At 65.3% G+C, this 19,395-nt stretch carries 16 protein-coding genes; 2 read left to right on the plus strand and 14 right to left on the minus strand.

Annotated elements, in window-relative coordinates; translation table 11 throughout:
- Positions 1-155: 155 nt before the first annotated feature.
- The gene (locus tag B842_RS03300) at positions 156-878 is read right to left on the minus strand and encodes an alpha/beta hydrolase family protein (protein ID WP_040085178.1); all 723 of its coding nucleotides are present in this window, start codon (positions 876-878) and stop codon (positions 156-158) included.
- Here B842_RS03300 and B842_RS03310 point away from each other — a divergent pair.
- A protein-coding gene (locus B842_RS03310) for an IS3 family transposase (RefSeq protein WP_373277311.1) occupies positions 877-2,084 on the plus strand; the annotation gives its coding sequence in 2 pieces (ribosomal slippage) (positions 877-1,177 and positions 1,177-2,084; 1,209 coding nt in all). The genes B842_RS03300 and B842_RS03310 overlap by 2 nt on opposite strands.
- A gap of 318 nt (positions 2,085-2,402) precedes the next feature.
- Here B842_RS03310 and B842_RS03315 read toward each other — a convergent pair.
- From B842_RS03315 to B842_RS03360, 9 genes are all read right to left on the minus strand, one after another.
- Positions 2,403-3,116, minus strand: a complete 714-nt coding sequence (locus tag B842_RS03315; protein WP_040085181.1) for a LamG-like jellyroll fold domain-containing protein — start codon at positions 3,114-3,116, stop codon at positions 2,403-2,405.
- Positions 3,113-3,721, minus strand: a complete 609-nt coding sequence (locus tag B842_RS03320; RefSeq protein ID WP_040085182.1) for a hypothetical protein — start codon at positions 3,719-3,721, stop codon at positions 3,113-3,115. Before B842_RS03320 ends, B842_RS03315 begins: the two co-directional genes overlap by 4 nt.
- Positions 3,722-3,734: 13 nt before the next feature.
- On the minus strand, positions 3,735-5,603 hold the full coding sequence (locus tag B842_RS13085) for a collagen-like domain-containing protein (protein ID WP_052437707.1): 1,869 nt from the start codon (positions 5,601-5,603) through the stop codon (positions 3,735-3,737).
- A gap of 39 nt (positions 5,604-5,642) precedes the next feature.
- Positions 5,643-6,850 (minus strand): IS3 family transposase gene (locus B842_RS03335; RefSeq protein ID WP_428839102.1). Its coding sequence is split into 2 segments (ribosomal slippage): positions 5,643-6,550 and positions 6,550-6,850, totalling 1,209 coding nucleotides; the frame shifts between segments, so codons are not numbered across the junction.
- A 145-nt stretch (positions 6,851-6,995) separates the two neighbouring features.
- Positions 6,996-7,673 carry a DUF7172 family protein gene (locus B842_RS03345; protein WP_040085186.1) on the minus strand — a complete coding sequence of 226 codons (678 nt, stop codon included), beginning with the start codon at positions 7,671-7,673 and terminating at the stop codon, positions 6,996-6,998.
- Positions 7,674-7,675: 2 nt separating this feature from the next.
- Positions 7,676-7,888, minus strand: coding sequence for a hypothetical protein (locus B842_RS13595; RefSeq protein ID WP_156119414.1), 213 nt, complete (start codon positions 7,886-7,888; stop codon positions 7,676-7,678).
- A 74-nt stretch (positions 7,889-7,962) separates the two neighbouring features.
- Positions 7,963-9,132: a hypothetical protein gene (locus B842_RS03350; protein ID WP_040085187.1), complete on the minus strand. Its 1,170-nt coding sequence runs from the start codon at positions 9,130-9,132 to the stop codon at positions 7,963-7,965.
- A complete protein-coding gene (locus B842_RS03355) occupies positions 9,129-10,424 on the minus strand; it encodes a hypothetical protein (RefSeq protein WP_040085188.1) in 1,296 nt (431 codons plus the stop codon). The genes B842_RS03350 and B842_RS03355 overlap by 4 nt, the downstream gene beginning before the upstream one ends.
- A 13-nt stretch (positions 10,425-10,437) precedes the next feature.
- Entirely contained in the window at positions 10,438-14,982 is a 4,545-nt protein-coding gene (locus tag B842_RS03360) for a tape measure protein (RefSeq protein WP_156119415.1), read from the minus strand.
- Positions 14,983-15,300: 318 nt separating this feature from the next.
- Between B842_RS03360 and B842_RS13600 the strand changes: the two genes are divergently transcribed.
- Entirely contained in the window at positions 15,301-15,495 is a 195-nt protein-coding gene (locus tag B842_RS13600; RefSeq protein ID WP_156119416.1) for a hypothetical protein, read from the plus strand.
- A 277-nt stretch (positions 15,496-15,772) separates the two neighbouring features.
- Here the strand turns inward: B842_RS13600 and B842_RS03365 are convergent, their stop codons facing one another.
- From B842_RS03365 to B842_RS03385, 4 genes are all read right to left on the minus strand, one after another.
- Positions 15,773-17,011, minus strand: coding sequence for an IS256 family transposase (locus tag B842_RS03365; RefSeq protein WP_040084852.1), 1,239 nt, complete (start codon positions 17,009-17,011; stop codon positions 15,773-15,775).
- A 533-nt stretch (positions 17,012-17,544) separates the two neighbouring features.
- Positions 17,545-18,186 carry a DUF2335 domain-containing protein gene (locus B842_RS13375; protein WP_082028351.1) on the minus strand — a complete coding sequence of 214 codons (642 nt, stop codon included), beginning with the start codon at positions 18,184-18,186 and terminating at the stop codon, positions 17,545-17,547.
- 161 nt (positions 18,187-18,347) lie between these two features.
- Complete coding sequence (locus B842_RS03380; protein ID WP_156119417.1) at positions 18,348-18,815, minus strand: DUF7240 domain-containing protein; 468 nt, start codon at positions 18,813-18,815, stop codon at positions 18,348-18,350.
- Positions 18,816-18,878: 63 nt separating this feature from the next.
- Positions 18,879-19,358: a hypothetical protein gene (locus B842_RS03385; RefSeq protein ID WP_040085196.1), complete on the minus strand. Its 480-nt coding sequence runs from the start codon at positions 19,356-19,358 to the stop codon at positions 18,879-18,881.
- Positions 19,359-19,395: the final 37 nt, after the last annotated feature.

The following is a 19,395-nucleotide window of genomic DNA, read 5'->3' on the forward strand; positions in this document are numbered from 1 at the left end:
TTGAGCTTCATTTTCAAGCTCATCAATGGAATCCCGCTCACTGAGCAGCGATCCAGCTAGACAGCTTCCTGAACTCAAAAGGTAACTAGCGCTCGAGAGCGCATGAGGGTGCCGTCCCGACGAACTCGGGACGGCACCCTCGTTGCATCTTTGTTCTAGATGCGTGCACCCCAGTAGTTGAGGTGGTTGATGGAGTGGCCCAGGGCGGTGCGGCCACCGAAGATCGGGTAGGACGGATCGTTGTAGCGACCGTGGGCGTTCTCGTTCTGGTAGCGCATCATCGCCTCAGCAGTGTTGATGGTCTTGGCGAGGTTAGCCGGAGTCGCAACCGCGCCGTTGATCAGCGCGATCAGCTTCATCACGCTGTCAGTGGTAGCTGCCTGCGCCTGCGGGTTGCCGACGCCGGTGTGCTCCAGGATGTCGTGAATCTCCTTGCCCCAGGTGTTATCCAGGTCAGTGTTGGTGAACAGGTCGTCGGCGTGGGCGTAGGCGAAGTAGTCGATCGGCCAGGTGTTCCAGACCGGCTGACCTGCGACACCCTCGAACTTGAGGCGGTTCGGATCATCCAGGTGGAAGGACTTGCCCTTCGCGCGGTACGGGGAAGCGAAGACGTGTGCCCAACGGCAGTCACCGACGCGGTGCTGCATGTCGCCTTCGACGAGTGCCTTGACCACCAGGTCGGCGACAGCACCGCCCTGGGAGAAGCCGGCGATGCCGAAGGTTCCCGGGGTCTCGTTGATGAGGCGCTTGACCTCGGCAACGCCCTGGTCGCGAGACTCAGCGTAGGACGGGGAGCCGAGGTGCAGGACCTGACCCCTGTTTGGTAGACACCCGACAACCCGGCTTTCTGCCGGGGAAGAAAGGTAACCTGCCACCATGCCGATCAAGACCTACACCGAGGAGTTCCGCCGCGACGCGGTCGCCCTCTACGAGAACTCACCCGGGGTATCGATCAACGCCCTCGCCACAGAACTCGGCGTCAACCGCAACACGCTCCAGATCTGGGTCCGCAAATACGGCACCGGCGCCCGCACCAGCAGCTCGGATTCTTCCTCCAGCTCTGACACACCGACCGTGGTGACCGAAGCGGAACGCATCCGCCAGCTGGAACGAGAAGTTCGCAGACTCCGGGAGGAACGCGACATTCTGCGCAAGGCCGCGAAATATTTTGCGGAAGAGACGAACTGGTGATCCGCTTCCAGTTCGTTGACGACGCCCGGAACGACCATTCGGTTAAGCGGTTATGCGAGGTCCTCCAGCTCAATCGGTCCTCGTACTACAAATGGAAAAACACCTCCGCCACCAGGAAGAAACGTCTGCTCAGCGACGCGATCCTCGGCGCAAGGGTCAAGGCCGTGTTCACCAAGGAACGCGGATGCTACGGGGCGAAACGCATCACTGCGGAACTCAACGACGATTCGACCGCAACCCCGGTCAACCACAAGAAAGTCGCCCGCATCATGCGCTCGTTGAAGCTGTTCGGGTATTCGAAGAAACGCAAGATCACCACCCCGGTGTCCGAGGGAAAGAAGTCGGTTTTTCCGGATCTCGTGGGAAGGAAATTCACCGCTGAGCATCCCAATCGGGTCTACGTCGGCGACATCACCTACCTGCCGATCGCGGACGGGTCGAATATGTACCTGGCCACCGTCATCGACTGTTTCTCCCGTCGGCTGGTCGGCTTCGCGATCGCCGATCACATGCGCACCTCCCTGGTCCAGGACGCGCTGGTGATGGCGAAGGGACAGCGTGGAAGTCTAAAGGATGCTGTTTTTCACTCGGATCACGGAAGTGTCTATACCTCGCATGCGTTCCAGGACACGTGCGGGGAGTTAGGGATCCGGCAGTCGATGGGCGCGATTGGTGCCAGTGCTGACAATGCCTTGGCGGAGTCATTTAACGCCGCGTTGAAGCGCGAGGTCCTCCAGGACGCGAAGACGTTTACCAATCAGTTGCAGTGCCGGCGAGATGTTTTCCGCTGGTGTACCCGCTACAACACCACGCGTCGACATTCCTGGTGTAAATATCTCGCGCCAGCAGTGTTTGAGGAGCGGTGTCCTGTTATGCTGAGATCTGCTTCCTGATCACATCCCCTGTGTCTACTTTCCGGGGGTCGGGCCCGCAGGAGGGGGTCACGGTCGCCCGGGATGACGCCGAAGGATGCCGGGTAGTTGACGAACTTGACGTCCCAGACATTGCGGTCGAGGTCAGTCGCATACGGCGCGAGCAGACCAGTCGGGGTGCTCGGGGTGGAACCCGGCTTGATCTCCCAGGTGCCCGGAATGACGAACAGAGTATGGCGAGCCATTACTGTCCCTTTCTGCCGATCATGTCGGCGAGTAAGAAGGTGAAGTCGCACGTCTGTACGACCACCCCGGAACGTAGAGACAGGGGGTGACACGTCAGATCGCGATGCCCCAACCCCGAAACTCCGCACTCTGATCCGGCACAACACCCCACACCCCACGCATCTGCGACGCCGACAACGCACGCGTGAACACCGCCACCGGCCCCGCCTCACCCACCAACGGCGACGCCCCCGCCGCACTACGCCCCACCACCACCGGAGTAGTCATCTCCAACCGCACCGCCCGACCGAACAACCCCGGATCGATGTACCCCGCCCGGGACCAGTCATCATCAACCCACAGCCGCACATCCACACCACCGCTGTCCAGCCCGAACGGACCCGGCCGGCGAGTGACCACCACACCGATCAGGTGCCAGTGGCCATCGTCAACACGCCGCCCACCCGGCACCCGGATCGACCACCCACCATTCGTCGACGCAATCCCCGTCGCCGGGAGACCATCACGGCCGACCTCGAGGGTCACCCACGTCGAACCGTTCTCCCGGCCCACCAGCCGCCTCGTACTACTGTGTGCACCACCCCGGAACCACGCCAACATGGTGAACGTCCGTGCCCCCGTCAGGTCAGGAAGCGACTGCACCCGCACCTCACCGCTGAGAAGCCGTGTGACCTGCCCACCCAGCCCGGGCACCACCTGCGCCCCCTGGTGGGACAGCACACCCGCACTCGCCTTCGGCGCCCCGCTCTCCGCGTGCACCAGCACCGCGGGGGACAGCCCACGCAGAGCCTCAACAACCGCGGTCACTTCGTTGCCACCTCCTCCATCCGCAGCGACACGACAATCCCCGCCGCATCCGTCGCCTCCACGGTCACGGGGATGGACTGACCGTCCGCCCGGGCGATCTCCACGACCGACGTCGTGGCCTCCGCCCCAGCTGTCACCGTGACCCGGTGCCCAGCCGCGCGCACCACCACCGGCTGCGACCCCGGAGTGCCCACCACCACCGTGATCCGGGTGATCGTGGCCGCCGCGTCCGCCCGGATCAGGGGTGCTGTCACCGTCGACAACGGAGCATCCGTGACCGTGAAATCCCGGTAGTACACCCGCGGCGCCAGATCACTCGCTGTCAGCCGGCCCTGCAGCGCGCGCGTCAGATCCTCGTCATTCACCAGCGTCGACAAGTCCAGGCCCGTCAGCTCCTCAAGCAGAGTGACCGTCTCCGCTGGGAGACGCAGCGTGACATCCGTCTCGAGGGTGCCCCCACCCTCAAGGCCGGCACCCGCGGTGATCCTGCGGCCCAGCGGCGGGTACTCGCCCGAGCCCTGTAGCTCACGGAGACGGGCAATCATCAGGTCGACTGTCTCCGACGCGCGGTTGTCCTGCGGGGTGGTCTGGTTAGGGGTAGTCATGGGGGATCGTCTCCTAGCTGGTGGGGAACTCGAACTGGCCGTACAAGGTCGACCCGTTGGCGTCGAGCGTGAAGCCCTGGTTGTACGGGTTGCCGGTCGCGTTGCCGTTGCTGTCGTTCCAGATTTGGAACGGAGCAAGCCGGGTGTCGGTCTGGGATTTGGACACCTGGAAGTGCACGTTGCGCGACCCAGGGATCACCACCGGTGTCGCGTTCATCAAGAAGTTGGCGGCCGCCGAGTAGTAGATCCCCGACCCGGGAACCTCGGGAATAGTCGACGGCGGGGTGACCGGCAGAGTGAGGTACACCCACCCACCACCAGAGGACGCGCCCGTTCCCCACCGGACTTGGTAGAAGCAGCGGAACATCCCCCGGTCCTGCCTCCACCGGTAGCGAAACGACCCACCGGCGCCCAGGTTGATCGTCCCACCGTCACGAAATGTCATGCCCGTGCTCGACCATCCGGGCACGGTGTAGTCCTGGCCGTCACGGCCAGCCGGGCCCTGCGGTCCGGTGGCACCCGTCGCACCCTGGTAGCCACGCGGACCCTGCTCACCCGTCGGACCCTGCGGCCCCTGCGGGCCACGGAACGCCACCGCCGGGGACCAGCCCACCGGAAGGCGCTGCACCGCTGTGCCGTCGGCCAGGGCGTAGGCGTCACCCACCTGCGCATTCGACGGGAGATCGCCGATACCGGTGACGCTGCCCTTGAGCAGGAAACCCGCACCGTCGGCCCCGTCCACACCGGCCGGTCCCTGCGGTCCGGTCGCTCCCTGGGTGCCGGTGAGCCCACGATCTCCCTGCTCGCCCTTCTCACCCCGCGGGCCCACCGGGCCGGGCTCACCCTGTGCACCGTCGGCACCAGCCTGCCCCGCCGGGCCGGTGGCACCCGGAGGGCCCTGGTCGCCGACCGGGCCGGGATCACCCTTCGGCCCCGGATCGCCCTTCGGGCCACGCACCGGGCCCACATCGGTCCACCCGGTGCCAGACCACACGTGCAGATGCCCGTCATTCGCGGTGACGTACCCCTGGCCGGCATCCCCGGTACCCAGCCCAGTCGGCAGGTCCGCAGCGGCTGCGACAGTGCCGGCGATCGCCACGCTCTTACCGTCCTCACCACGCTCACCCGGCTCACCCTGCGGGCCCGCCGGGCCACGATCACCCTGCGCACCAGTCGCGCCGACAGGACCCTGATCACCACGCGGCCCCTGCAACCCGCGCTCACCCTGCGGGCCAGGCTCACCCACCAGCGACGCCAGCCACTCGTCCTCAGTGCCCTCGAAACCCCGCAGGACAGCAATCTGGTAGGCGTCCTTCCCGGACTCACCGGCCGACTGCTTCGCCTCCTCCGCCGCGTCAAGCGCGATCTTCGCCGCAGCCGAGGCGATACCCCCATAGTCCAGGAGCTCGTCACGCAGCACCTGCACCCCGGCCTCCAGGGCCTGCACCGCACGGTCAGCCAGGTCACGGGTGTTGTCCCGCAGGGCAGAGGCATCACGGATGATCTGGGTGAGGTCCGGCCAGTCCACCACCCACTCCCGGGACGCCCCTTCATCAACGCCGACCGTCACGATCAGCTGCGCGTCGGTTGCCCGCATGCCCAGGATGCGCTCGCCAGGAAGCGTCGTAGCCCCCAGCTCGATGAGATCCCACACCTCCTGCATCGTGGGGAAGTACTCGGCAGCGGCCGGCTCCTCGATCATGGCGACCACGTCGACGTAGTTGCGGACGACGTGCTGCTCCCAGAACTTCGTCCACCGGATCACCATCGTCTCCCCGCGGCGCAGGAAGGTGGTGGACACCAGGCCGCGGATACGGACGAACGTGCCGACTTGCGGGAAGTGGTAGTAGTCCTCGCGCCGTTCACTCGGGTAGGGGGTCACCAGGGCCCGACCCCCGGAAAGTAGACACAGGGGATGTGATCAGGAAGCAGATCTCAGCATAACAGGACACCGCTCCTCAAACACTGCTGGCGCGAGATATTTACACCAGGAATGTCGACGCGTGGTGTTGTAGCGGGTACACCAGCGGAAAACATCTCGCCGGCACTGCAACTGATTGGTAAACGTCTTCGCGTCCTGGAGGACCTCGCGCTTCAACGCGGCGTTAAATGACTCCGCCAAGGCATTGTCAGCACTGGCACCAATCGCGCCCATCGACTGCCGGATCCCTAACTCCCCGCACGTGTCCTGGAACGCATGCGAGGTATAGACACTTCCGTGATCCGAGTGAAAAACAGCATCCTTTAGACTTCCACGCTGTCCCTTCGCCATCACCAGCGCGTCCTGGACCAGGGAGGTGCGCATGTGATCGGCGATCGCGAAGCCGACCAGCCGACGGGAATAGCAGTCGATGACGGTGGCCAGGTACATATTCGACCCGTCCGCGATCGGCAGGTAGGTGATGTCGCCGACGTAGACCCGATTGGGATGCTCAGCGGTGAATTTCCTTCCCACGAGATCCGGAAAAACCGACTTCTTTCCCTCGGACACCGGGGTGGTGATCTTGCGTTTCTTCGAATACCCGAACAGCTTCAACGAGCGCATGATGCGGGCGACTTTCTTGTGGTTGACCGGGGTTGCGGTCGAATCGTCGTTGAGTTCCGCAGTGATGCGTTTCGCCCCGTAGCATCCGCGTTCCTTGGTGAACACGGCCTTGACCCTTGCGCCGAGGATCGCGTCGCTGAGCAGACGTTTCTTCCTGGTGGCGGAGGTGTTTTTCCATTTGTAGTACGAGGACCGATTGAGCTTGAGGACCTCGCATAACCGCTTAACCGAATGGTCGTTCCGGGCGTCGTCAACGAACTGGAAGCGGATCACCAGTTCGTCTCTTCCGCAAAATATTTCGCGGCCTTGCGCAGAATGTCGCGTTCCTCCCGGAGTCTGCGAACTTCTCGTTCCAGCTGGCGGATGCGTTCCGCTTCGGTCACCACGGTCGGTGTGTCAGAGCTGGAGGAAGAATCCGAGCTGCTGGTGCGGGCTCCGGTGCCGTATTTGCGGACCCAGATCTGGAGCGTGTTGCGGTTGACGCCGAGTTCTGTGGCGAGGGCGTTGATCGATACCCCGGGTGAGTTCTCGTAGAGGGCGACCGCGTCGCGGCGGAACTCCTCGGTGTAGGTCTTGATCGGCATGGTGGCAGGTTACCTTTCTTCCCCGGCAGAAAGCCGGGTTGTCGGGTGTCTACCAAACAGGGGTCAGGTCCCCATGACCGGGGCCGTCCTCTCAACTGGGGGGTGTTTGCCCTGCATGGTGCCGATAGGCGGTGACCGCCTTCGGTCAGACAGCCTCCGGGTAGGCCCACAGCAGAAGCGTGTTCGAGAACGCCTCCGTCCGGGCGACGTAGTGATCCGGGTTGGCGTAGCCGTCCCGGTTCCACCACCGGTACGGGGTGATCAGCGCGGCCCGGAACCGAACATCAATCGACTCACCCACCCCGACGCGCACCGGCTCAAGCATGAGCGAGGACTCCGGCATCGACGCCCGGTACTGGCCGTAGCGGGGTGAGACGCCACCACCCTCACGACCTTCGACTCCGATGTCGATGCCACCACCCCACTCGGTGTTCCACACGCTGGTGGGGTCCGGCTCCGGGGCCAGCACGTTCGTGAGCTGGTCAACGCCAACCCGGTGGGTGTAGCGCTCACGGATGAACGCGAAGTTAGGGGCAGAGAGGTACATGGTGCGCCGTGCCCGCTGAATCTGGGTCTGCACCACCACCGGCACGCCGTAGTCGTTCTTCCAGTGCACCCGCTGGTCGATCATCGTCTTGAGGGCAGGGGAGTTCGACGACTCCTCCGGGACCACCGAGGCAGCGGCGTGTGCCCCGTGGTTGCCGTCGCCGGTGGACTGCACCGTGGACCGTGCCACCACCCTGGACATGGCGGAGCGGTCCAGGCCGAGCACCCCACCGTTGGTGGTGAACTGGCTGGTGGTGAACTGGGTGGGTTGCGTCATGGCTACTCCTTGTCGACGGTGCGGGGCTCAGCTGCGGCGAGGGTGTCCCGCCGGCCGGTGGGGATGTGGTCTGCCACCAGATCACCGGTGACGGGTGACACCGACACCATCCAGTTGCCCATGCGGATACTGCGGGGGTTCTCCAACGCGGTAAGTCGCTTCTCGACGCGGCGGGCCCATTCGGCGTCACTGGTCGGGGATGTGTGTAGGGACACTGTGGTCGTTCCTTTCTGGCCGATTTGTCACCCTGGGAGTGACATTGTTCACAAACATGGGGACAATCTGGGCGCTACACCGGGGGAACAGCCACCTCGTCCTGCCCCTCCACACCAGCCGCACCCGACCCCGTACCCGTGTGCTGCGACGCCGCCAACTCCTTCTCATACGGCGACCGCCAGTCCAGGTCCGCCGGGTCCGGCAACTCAGCCACCACGTCAGACGCATTGACCTCCGAGAACGTCACCGACACCTCCTCACCACTGGCATCGGCCGTGACCTCCACCTCGGTGATCTGCATGACCGACCCGATCACCACACCGGTCTGCCGCGTCGACACTGGCACCCGCACCCCAGGAACCAGCTCCTCAATCGTCACCGGCGCCGTCGGCAGCAACCGGGAACCCGACGGCACCTCCACCCGCCGCGGCGCCACCTTCGCATCCCGAACCACCCGCTCAGCCTGCTGCTCACACTCCTCCGCCCGCACCAGCCCATCAGCCTTCTCGATCGACTGCACCAACCCCACCGGCGTGGACCCTACGGTGTACTGCCCCCACACCCCCTTGCCCACGACCAGAGCGTCGGTGACCACCTCCGACCCGTCCTTGACCACGGTGATCTGCCCGTCGACGTGATGGTCCGTGACCTGTGCTGTCGTGTACTCCGCGGCGACCGGGCCGATGAGCAGGCGGCCGGCGTTCACACACCACACCAGGCCGAGCTCCTCCAGGTGTGCCACGACGTCACTGAGCATGCACTCCGCCGCCGTCCACCCCGCGGTGACCCACAGGCGCGACTCCCTCGCGGTGATCGCCTCCACCAGTCCGGTGACATCGGCGTACCCGCACGCATCCTCGACCATCGTCCGCATCACCTGGGTGGCATCGTGCTGCGCCCACGTCCGGTTGTGCGGCACCCGACGCCGGGAGAACAGGACACTTCCGTCCGCGGCGGTGATCTCCGCCCTGGTGCCTGACACCCGGGTCGTCATGACCACGCCGTGCCACACGAGCAGGTCGTTGCGGTACACGCTCATCAGATGCACCCACGGTTCCAGGCGGTGCGCCACATCCGGCCGCATGAGCGCCACCACGGTGGCCTGCGTCGTCGCGTTCCGCTCCCGCCGCCACGTGACCGTCTGCTGCGTCTGATCCGTCGTCTGCCACAGCACCCGCCCCGACCACGCCTCCCGGAGAGTGACCGAGTACTCCCCGGCACCAAGGACACCTCGCACGGTCATGGCTGCCTCACCAGCCCATCCACGTCGACGCGCACCTGATCGTGCACATTCTGCAGGGTGTCGATCACCAGGGTGTACGGCTGGGAGCACCGCAGAACAGGGGATCGCCACGGCCCACCCCACCGGCCTGTGACCACCGGGGTGGCGTCGAGAAGCAGCCCATCAGCCGTCACCACGGTGGCATCCCCGGTCACCGCATCGAGCGTCAGCGACGAGTTCGGCGGGATGTACCCGATCATGGCCTCACCCAGGCTGCCACAGGTGATGTCCGACTCTGACGCCACGACACCCTGCACCCACTGCACCCGGACTGCCCGCTCGGCCTGCGGGCCCGTCGTGACCGTCACCGACGGCACCGCCTCCGCCCACCGGGGCAGACGCCCCGCATCCAACGTCCACTGTGTCCGCCGCGACAGCAACGGCTGCATCCCCACCGTCGCCGCCGGACTCACCGGCCGTGGCAACGACACCAACGGCGCCGCCGCCGGGTCCACCAACAGGCCCACATCCTGCTGGCACTGCTCGAACACCCCACCAGGGCCGACGTTCTCGAACCGCAGCGACAGCGGTTCACCGGCCGCCGGCTGCAGCCCCGACACCAGGCGCGTCGGGGTGCGCCACACCCACGGCACACCCGCCGTCAACGTGAACGACACCCGCGCCACCGTCGCCCCACGATCCTCTGCGGTCCACGGGGAGAACGACTCCTCCACCCGCAGACCCTCCGTCTGGGTGACCTGGGCAACCATCCGGGACTGGGCGTTCCCCAGCGCCTGCACCTGCGACGGGGTCATCTGCGCGTCGAACGCCGGCGCCGACTCGAGGAACAGTAGGTTACGTGGGCGGCCACCGTCCTGGCAGGTATCTCCCCGCAGGGCAGCCCCCAGCCACCCCAACCCGTAGGCCAGTCCCGCCGGCGTCGCGCCGATGACCAGGGCCTCGATCTCGATCTCCCGCGGTGGAGTCCGAAGTACGCCGAACCCACCACCGGCGACCGCCCCCTCGATCACCTCCCGGTCCAGGGGAGTGGAGTCCAGGCCGTCGACCCGCAGCGGCCACACGCCGGCGAACTCGGCGCTGGCACTGTCGGTGCGGTCGTACCACGGGCAGTCCTCGTCCACCTCCGGCAGCACCCAGTTGGTGGTGCGACCCAGCCAGTACGGCAACATCGGCCACGAGTCATCGGTGACGATCTGCGTGCTGGTGTTGCGCACCCCGTTGCGCATGTAGGCCACGGTGCGGGCGGTGTTGGCGATCTCGGTCTGACCGAGCTGTAGCCACCCTCGATGCATCCGGGTCTCCTTCCTAGACGAGCAGTCGGGTCAGGCGGTCCTCGACCGCGTCGGCCGCGGCCTTCGGGTCCGGGGTGACGATGTTCTGGGTGACGTGCACCTGCCTGCTGACACCGCCACCGTAGGGCCCGCCGGTGCCGCCGTTACCCTGGCGGATCACCGGCTCCGGGGTGGCATCGAGCCAGTCCACCAACCGTTCGAAGCTCTCGGTCTGCCGCGCGGACAGCACCCGCTCCGGTTCGAACGCCGTCTTGTGGAACCACCCCTGGCCTTCGCCCATGATCCCGCCGAGGTGGTAACCCCCGGCCCGGTCGTACCCGGCCGGCAACGAGCCGTAGGTCGCCATGGTGTACCGCATCGACGCTGCAGTGTTCGCCCGGGGGTCCCAGATGTTGTTCGGGAACCGCAGGTCACGCCATCGGGCGAACGTCGAGCCGATGACCTGCATCAGCCCCTTCGACGGGTCGCCCCGCATAGCGTTGATGTCCCACAGGTTGATCGCCCTGGGGTCACCACCGGACTCCTGATTCATGCGGCGCAGCGTGTTCTGCAGCCAGGAGGCGGGGTGCCCGTACAAGCGCAGCAGCGCCGACACCATCGGCGCCCACTGCTCCACGTTGCCGCCCCCGCCGGTCATGGAGAACGACTTCTCGAACTCCTCCTCGGCCTTCTTCCGCACCGCGTTGTGCAGCTTGTCACCGATCTTCGGCGGCCACTGGTCCACAAGGCCACCACCCTTCGGGGCGTTCTTGATCGCGTCGGTGAGCTTCTTCTCGGCGTCACCGGCGAACATGGACATCCAGTCCATGTCGACATCCCATCCCGCGCCGTCGAAGCTGCTGGTCACGTTCCCCGGGGCGGGCAGGGGAACACGGCTGGCGACGTGCACGTGGTTGCGGTGCTGCGCGTTCGTGGCCGGCCCGTAGTTCAGGGGGCGGCCGTTCTTGATGTTCTGCCAGCCCCGCAGTGGGTAGTGGATGAGCTCGGCCAGCATCCGCCCGTAGTTCTGGTGGAAGAACCTCGCGGCGGCCTGCATGCCCGGGGTCGTGTCATATCCGTCGGAGAAGTCCACGGCCATGCCCGCGCCGTGCAGGTCCGGGGTGTTGCGGTAGGTGGAGGTGATGCTCATGCCGGGGAAGAAGCGGCGCACCAGGGCGGTGATGGAGGGGACGACGCCACCGCCGGCGAACCTGCCGAGGTACTTCTCGACGCCCTTGACACCACCCAGGCGGGCAGCGGCATTCAGCCCGTCGATCTCGTGCGTGCCCAGCGCGCGGGTGACTTCCGGACGCATGATCGCCTCACCACCGGACAGGTCGACCGCAGCACCGGTGGCGGGGTTGATAAACCGATAGACGTCCTTGCCCGGGGTGTATCCCGGCAGCACGTCGTACACACCACCACGGTTGAACCGCACAGGGTAGGGGGACATCTTCGAGGTGCCCAGCAGGTCAGCCACGCTGTTCCACATCCCGACGACACCGTCGTTGAAGATCGACGTGATCGTGAACCGCACCGGCGTGGCCGTCAGGTCACGCATGCGGCTCATGTGCTGGCCCACCGCGTTCGCACCGTTGGCGAAAGCCCCCACCACGGTGGACAGGCCGCCGCGGATTCCTGCGAACGCCGGATCAATCGTCGACACCTTCGCCTGCATGATGCCCGACGCCATGCTCGCCCACGCCGGGGTGATCTGCGACCCGGTGGCGGTGGCCACAGCCGCGGCGGTCGCCGCCATGTTCTGCTGCACCCCGGCCAGAGCCGGGGCGATGATCCTGCCCTGGGCCGTAGCCACACCAGCGGCCATGTCCGCCCACGCCGGGGTGATCACCCCCGCGGCCTGATCCACCGTCGTGGTCGCCGTGTCGGCCATGGTCTGCTGCAGGCCCACCAGAGCAGGGGACAGCGTGTCGTCGGTCGCCGCGACCACCGCGGCGGTCATCGACTCCCACGCCCCACCATCCGGTGCGGCCGCCACCGTCGGCACCACCGCCGGCGACAGGCCACCCGTCGGAGTGGCAGCGTCCACGAGCCCGCCGGCAGCAGCACTGACCGCCGCCTGCATTCCGCCGATACCCTCGATCAGGCCTTCACCGATGTTCCGGCCGTACTCCGCGAACACCCTCGACGGTGAGGCGATGCCCATGCCCTCCTTGAACGCGTCCTTCGCCCACCCCGGCACGACGGACAGGAACGCATCCCGCATGGCCCCGGCCTTCGACTTCACACCAGAGATCAGACCGTTGACGATGTCCGCACCAGCGTTGTACAGCCATGACCCGGCGTCACGGAACCAGGCGACGACGTTGTCCTTCCACCCCTTGATGGTGTCGGACAGTCGCTGGAACCCGCTGACCACCCAGTCGATCATCGGGGCGACGTACTCCTGCCATAGGCCGACAGCCGCGCGGCCAGTGGTAGTGAACCAGCCGATGACGACGGTGAGCATCGCCACCACCCGGTCCCGAAGCCAGACGAACCCGCCGACCACCGCGTCGACGACTGGTTGCCCATAGGAGGCCCACTGGACACCCAGCCAGGCAGTCACCTCGTTCCACTTCTCCGCGACCCAGTCCAGGCCGGCACGGACCCGATCACTCAGCCACGCGAACTTCTCGACGACCCAGTCCACGACCGGCTGGCCGTAGTTCGCCCACGCCAGGCCCAGACCCACCACGACGACGTTCCACAGGCCAGCAAGGTAGCGGAGGTACCAGGACACACCCGTCCACAGACCCCCGAACACCGCGACCACAGCGTCGATAACGGGCTGACCGTAGGCATCCCAGCCCGCGCGCAGCCCCTCGACCATGCCGGTCCAGGCGTCCCGAACCCACTGCGCCGCGTCTCGTACCGCGTCGACCACCGCGACGAACGCCCCGGCCAGCTTCTCCACCAGCCACGACACCACATCCGCGATGACACCGATCAGCGGGGCCAGGACGTTCTCCGCCAGCCACCCGATGACCTTCGCCACGACCTCCACGACCTTGGCGACCGCCAGCAGCGCCCCGATGAACAGACCAAGAGCGGCCAGCACGACCCCACCGATCACAGCGCCGAGCACCTTCAAGATCGGTAGCAGAACCGGGGCCAGTGCCTTCACCACCTCCCACACGGTCTTCACGACCGCGCCGACGACCTGGGCAAGGGACTGGAACACGGACCACAACGCACCGGCCACCGACCCCAGGGCAGACCACACGGCCGACCCCGTAGCCTCGAACACCCCCCGCATCACGTCCCAGACCTGGGACACCACACCGGCGGCCTTCTCCCAGCCCTCCTGGACCGTGGTGATCGTGTCCATGATGAACCGAGCTGCCCCGGTACCGATCAACTGCTCCAGCGCCCCGTAGCCACTGTCACCACCACGCAGGGCCGTCGTCAGCTCCTCCCACGCCTTACCAACGGTGTCCAGAGCGTCCTGCACCCATTCCACCGCGGGCGCAGCAGCACTCTTGACCGACTCCCACAGCCCGATCCAGAAACCCCGGAACGCCTCCGACCGCTTCCACAGGATCACGAACCCCGCGACCAGGGCAGCAACCAACCCGATGACAATGCCCACCGGGCCAGTCGCCGCCCACACCGCAGCACCCAACGCCTTCAGGTGGACTCCCAGCGACATGACCAGCCCCACAACACCCGGGGTAAACGCCAACGCCAACCCCGCCCCGAGAGCCTGAACCACACCAGCAGTCACCTCAGCAGCCCGGCCACCCTCCTCGAACCAGCCGATCAGCCGCTTCAACGGAGCCACCGCCCCCTTGGTCACTGCGATACCGAACTCCACCGCCGCAGTCATCCCCGGGATGAACGGCTCCAGAATCGTCGCACCAAGGTTCTTGATCGCCGTCTGGAAGTTGCTCATCTTCGCCGGCAGGGTCTCACCCATCTCCTTCGCGAAGTCACCCATCCCGGCGTTGATCGCCCCGATCACGTCCTCGAACGTGATCTTGCCTTCCTCACCGAGCTTCTTGACCTCCTCCACGCTCTTACCCATGTACTCGGCGACGTAGTTGTAGATGTTGATGCCCGCCTGCTGCAGCTGCATCGCATCCCCACCCATCAAGCGGCCGGCCGCGCTGATCTGCTGCAGCACCGCACCCACATCCGTGCCCGACCCCTGGGCCGCGGCCGACAGGTTGGTGAACGCCTTGATCGTGTCATCCATCGGGGTGCCCATCTTCACACCCGACTGGGCGAACATCGCCGAGTACTTCGCCGCGTCCGACAACGACACACTCGTCCCGGTCACCTGGTCCGACAGCTTCGCCATCTGCGCTTCGGTCTGCTCCGAGGTCAATCCGATGTTCTTGAACATGATCTCGGCACGCTGCATGTCCATCAGCCGGTCGAACCCACCTTTGAGCATCGCCATCGGCCCCGCGACGGCCACGAGAGCCCCGGCGATGCCCGTGATCGCGGGTGGGATCCGCAGGGCTGCCTGCTCCGCCCCATGAAAACTGGTGGTCAGGTGGGTACGGATACTGCCCGCTGCACGGCCCGCAGCAGACGCCGCCTGACTGAGCACCCCCTGAACCCGCCCACTCATCCCCTGGAACGCAGTGGACGTGGCCTGCGCTGCCCGCGACGCATGGTCAGCAATCCCCCTCAGACTGCTTCCCGCCCCGCGCGCGGCCTGATCCGCAGCACTCGACACACCCCGCATGCCGGAGGCCATGCCACTGGCTGCCTGCTCACCGGATCGCGCACCAGCGGTACCGACCGTCCCCAAGCTCCGGGACGCACTCTCAGCCGCCCGCTCCGTCACCCGGGCCGCGGCCTGCGCCCCACTACCCAGGCCCGTGGCCACGGACTCACCAGCCCGCTGTGCAGCCTTCTCCACCGCAGGGAAACCGCGCTTACCGACTTGATCAACGGCCCGATCCGCGCGGTCAGCGCCATCCTCGACGTGCTTCCCGAGGGCATCACCCGCCTGCCGGGCACGCTTCTCGACGCCAGTGGGAAGGCGGTCGAGGATCTTGTCGATCTTCGACAGCGCCAGCTCCATCTTCTCGACGAGCACGTCAGAGACCTGGCCGACATCAGCCTCGAACTTGATTGATGCCTTACCCACCTGAGTCATGAACAACATGCTGCCGAGCAAGGGTGACAGCATTAGGCTGTCGGCATGACCACACCCGACGACTTTGACGATCAGGCAGATGTTCTCGAGCGAGCCGAACGGGCTGCGCATGTTCGCGGGCGTCCACAGCACGAGTGGTGGGACGAACTTGATCGACTCCAGGGGTCAAGTCCGCGGGAGTGGTGTATCTGCCTTTCGATAAAACAAGCAGCATGACGGTGTCAGGGACCGGCACGAGCCCGATGGTGAGACTGGCTCATGCGACCTCCTGAGTGGCTTCGCCGGCATCGATGAGGTGGGCAGCCATCATCGCCTTCGTCTGCTCCAGGCTCGTCAGCGACATGTAGCGCTTCTGCTGGATCCAATCATCGTGCTGCTCCGCCAACACGGCACCCACGAGGCGGACCACGGCCTCGCGGTTGGGGAAGATCCCGACGACGTCGGTGCGCCGGCGGATCTCCCGGTTGAGCCTTTCGGTCGGGTTGTTCGACCACACCTTCGTCCACACCGCCTTCGGGGCGTGGGTGAAAGCCAGCAGCTCGTCGAGGGACTCCTCGAGGTAGTCCGCGACATGCGGGAACTTCTGCTCACAGAAGCCCACCACCTCCCGTGCCTGATCCCACACAGCCTGGGCATCGGGTTGCTGGAAGATCGTCTGAAACATCGCCGACAACGTCGGCCACTGCGTCTTGGGCACCAGCCCGGAGAGGTTCTTAGCGAAGTGCGTGCGGCACCGCTGCCAGGAGGCGTTGGGCAGCACCTCGCCGATGGCGTGCTGGATCCCCAGGTGCGCGTCGCTGGTGACCAGGTACACCTGGTCCAGGCCCCGGGCCTTGAGATCGCGGAAGAAACCGGTCCAGGAGGCCACCGACTCCGAGGTGGCGACCTGCATACCGAGTAGTTCCCGATAGCCTTCGGCATTGACGCCGGTGGCCAGCAGGACGGAGGTCTTGACCACCCGCCCGCCTTCACGGACCTTCATGGTCAACGCGTCGCAGGAAACATACAGATACGGGCCAGAATCCAACGGGCGGGTCCGGAAATCCTCCACCATCTGATCAAGATCTTTGGCCATCTCTGAGACCTGTGATTTCGAGAGATTGTTGATCCCCAAGCTGGCGACCAGGTCGTTCATCCTGCGGGTCGACACGCCTTTGAGGTAGCAGGTGGCGATCACGGTGGTCAGGGCCCGTTCGGCCCGGGTGCGTCGTTCCAGCAGCCAGTCCGGGAAGAAGGAACCGGTGCGTAGTTTCGGCACGGCGACGTCGATGGTGCCGACTCTGGTGTCGAGGTCTCGGTGGCGGTAGCCGTTGCGGACGTTGGTGCGGGACTCGGATGTGGTGGCGTAATCGGCGCCGCAGATCTGGTCGGCCTGGGTGGACAGGATCTGGTTGATGAAATTCTGCAGCATCTGTCTCATCAGGTCCGGGGAGGCTTGAGACAGTAGGTCGTCGAGGTAGGTGGTCGGGTCGATATGATGGGGGCCAGCGGCCATCGTGGGTTGTCCCTTTCGAGGAGATGTAGGAGTTGATTCGAAAGGTACTGCGGTGGTCGCCCACATCTTCCATGGGGTCCTCACCGGCAGTTACAGATACACCACGCTAACGGACGTCACCGACTCCAGGCGGCAGGCGACCTGGCAAGCTCAGAGACCTTGCTCGAAGAGATGCGTGACGCTGTGGAGCGAAGCTCAGAAATCGCGGGCTGGGGCATCCCATTTGCCCCGACACAGGGGCTGGTAGCGATCTATCTGCATCAACAGGATGTTTCTTCGGCCAAGGCAGCCCTCGAGCGATACTTGGCTGCGGTCGATCGTTACCGCAAGCACGAGCCTGTCGGGGGAGACACCGGCGTTAGACGGGCCCACGAGTGGCTGGCGGTAATCAGATCCCGGGAGTGAAATTGAGTCGGACTGCCACACGGTAGTGAATGGAGCTCTCGTTTTCCTACATGAAACCGGAATACCCGCAGGTCACTTCTCCTCAGCGAACCTGAAAACAAGCAAGTCGTCGACGGTGAACTGCGAAATCACGCTTCCTCGCGGCCGCTGCCATCTTCCTTCGAGGCAGGCTTCCACCGGGCTTGGTTCACCGGACGGATCAGCACGCCGGCACCGCTGAGGAAGCCGAGAACACCCATCGCAATGGCGAATGGAGTGTTCCCGATCAGTGCCAAGCCGACAGCGGACAACAGAAACAGGACAGCCAAGACAGTGAACATCCACTGGCCTCGGCGAACTGCATAGGCATCTTCCCGGATCGAAGAAGCCAGCGCATTGTTGACCTCAGCGTTGGAAAGCGTCGCTGCGTTCGCTGCATCCGCCGACTTCTCCGCCATCGCCACAATGCGATTCGCCAGCCCCGGTTCAATCTGGTCGTACTCCAGAAGTTCTCGAGGCTCAGGAAGTGGGGCGATCCGAGTCACGGCCATCACTTGATGAGCGATCTCTTCCCTTACCGCCTGGTCGAGCAGTTCGCCTTCTAGCGCATGGTCTTCCGCTGCGTGTCCATAGCTGTTCGCAGGAACCGTCCCGTCTGCCCCCAAGCCTTCTGCACGTTCTCCATCGGGTCGTGCACTCGGGCCGCGTGAATCACTCGACCGTCGCTCGAGCGAGCGATCACGCGACGGCCCTCCGTCGCCTTCGGCATGATTGGTGTGCTCATCGGTCATCACTCCTCCTTATCGAGACCATGCTGTTGGCAATTCACAGGACAGATTCAGTACCAAGCTCACAGGCTATGGTGCCTCGATTATGCCACCAGAAACCGCGAGAATCACTACGTCTTGCAACAAGATACAACATCCTGCAACAAGTTTCGGGGTTCCGAGGCCTAGAATAGCCCGTCGAGCTCGGCTCCGTCTTCCCACCCAGGTGGAGGCCCCGCGGTGGAGGTATCCCGGCGGTACAGGTCACGAAGGAAACGCTCCCGATCCTCCTGCTTCTCCATGCTGTCCAGCAGCATCACCTCCACGACGTCGAGAAGTGCCGTCAGCGACGGCAGGGACCGCAACGGGTCGGGAATGCCCTTGTCGATCAGACGGCCGCGAATAGTGGACCACTGGGTGACCGTCGTGCGGCACAACCCCACGGTCGAGCGCCACGGCCGGGCAGTACCCACCTCGAGGACGGCGCCCACCAGGTCGAGAACATCAGGCTCACCGTCCATGTCGGCAACGACGTCGACCACCGCTGCCGTATCGAGACCCGCGGATTCGAGGACGGCCACGCAGGACGGCATGTAGTCCGCCGGGTCGGATGACGCGAGGCGGGCGACGTGCCCCGCGGCGGTAGGGGGCAACTCCTGCGGATCCCACCATCGGCCTGCCCATTCGACGGTCACCTCACTACCTCGGCAAGAGCATCAGCGGCGCGGACCGTTCTTCGGGGCCTTCGCCTCAGCACTATCCGCTGCCACGTCGATGACGTGGTTCATCAGGTCGCCGAACTCATCGTCACCGAACTCGTCGGCAGGGTCGGACATGCGCTCGAGAAGACTGTCGAAGGACTCCTCCAGCAGGTGGAATGACAGGAACTGCTGCATGGTCCGCATCATCAGCTCACCGTTGCGACGGTTGGCGGTGCCCAGGCCGAAGGCCATCAGCGCGGCCGGCTTCGGGACGTGGAACTGGAACACCGTGCCGGCGACGGTGGCCTCGTGAACCTTGGACACCTCAACGGACGTGTCAGGGGCGCCAGGGTCGATGATCTCGACGGCGGGTTCAGTGGGGGAGTGCTGGCGTGCTTCGAGCTCAGCAATCCGGGCGCGCATGGCGGCGACGTCCTCAGGATCGTTCCGGTTCGCGTCGGCGTCGAAAGCGACGCTGGAGTCAGGCTGGTGCATGGCGTGGTTCCTTTCTCGGGGATGGATAGTGGGGAGG

Source organism: Corynebacterium humireducens NBRC 106098 = DSM 45392 (assembly GCF_000819445.1).
Classification (GTDB): domain Bacteria; phylum Actinomycetota; class Actinomycetes; order Mycobacteriales; family Mycobacteriaceae; genus Corynebacterium; species Corynebacterium humireducens.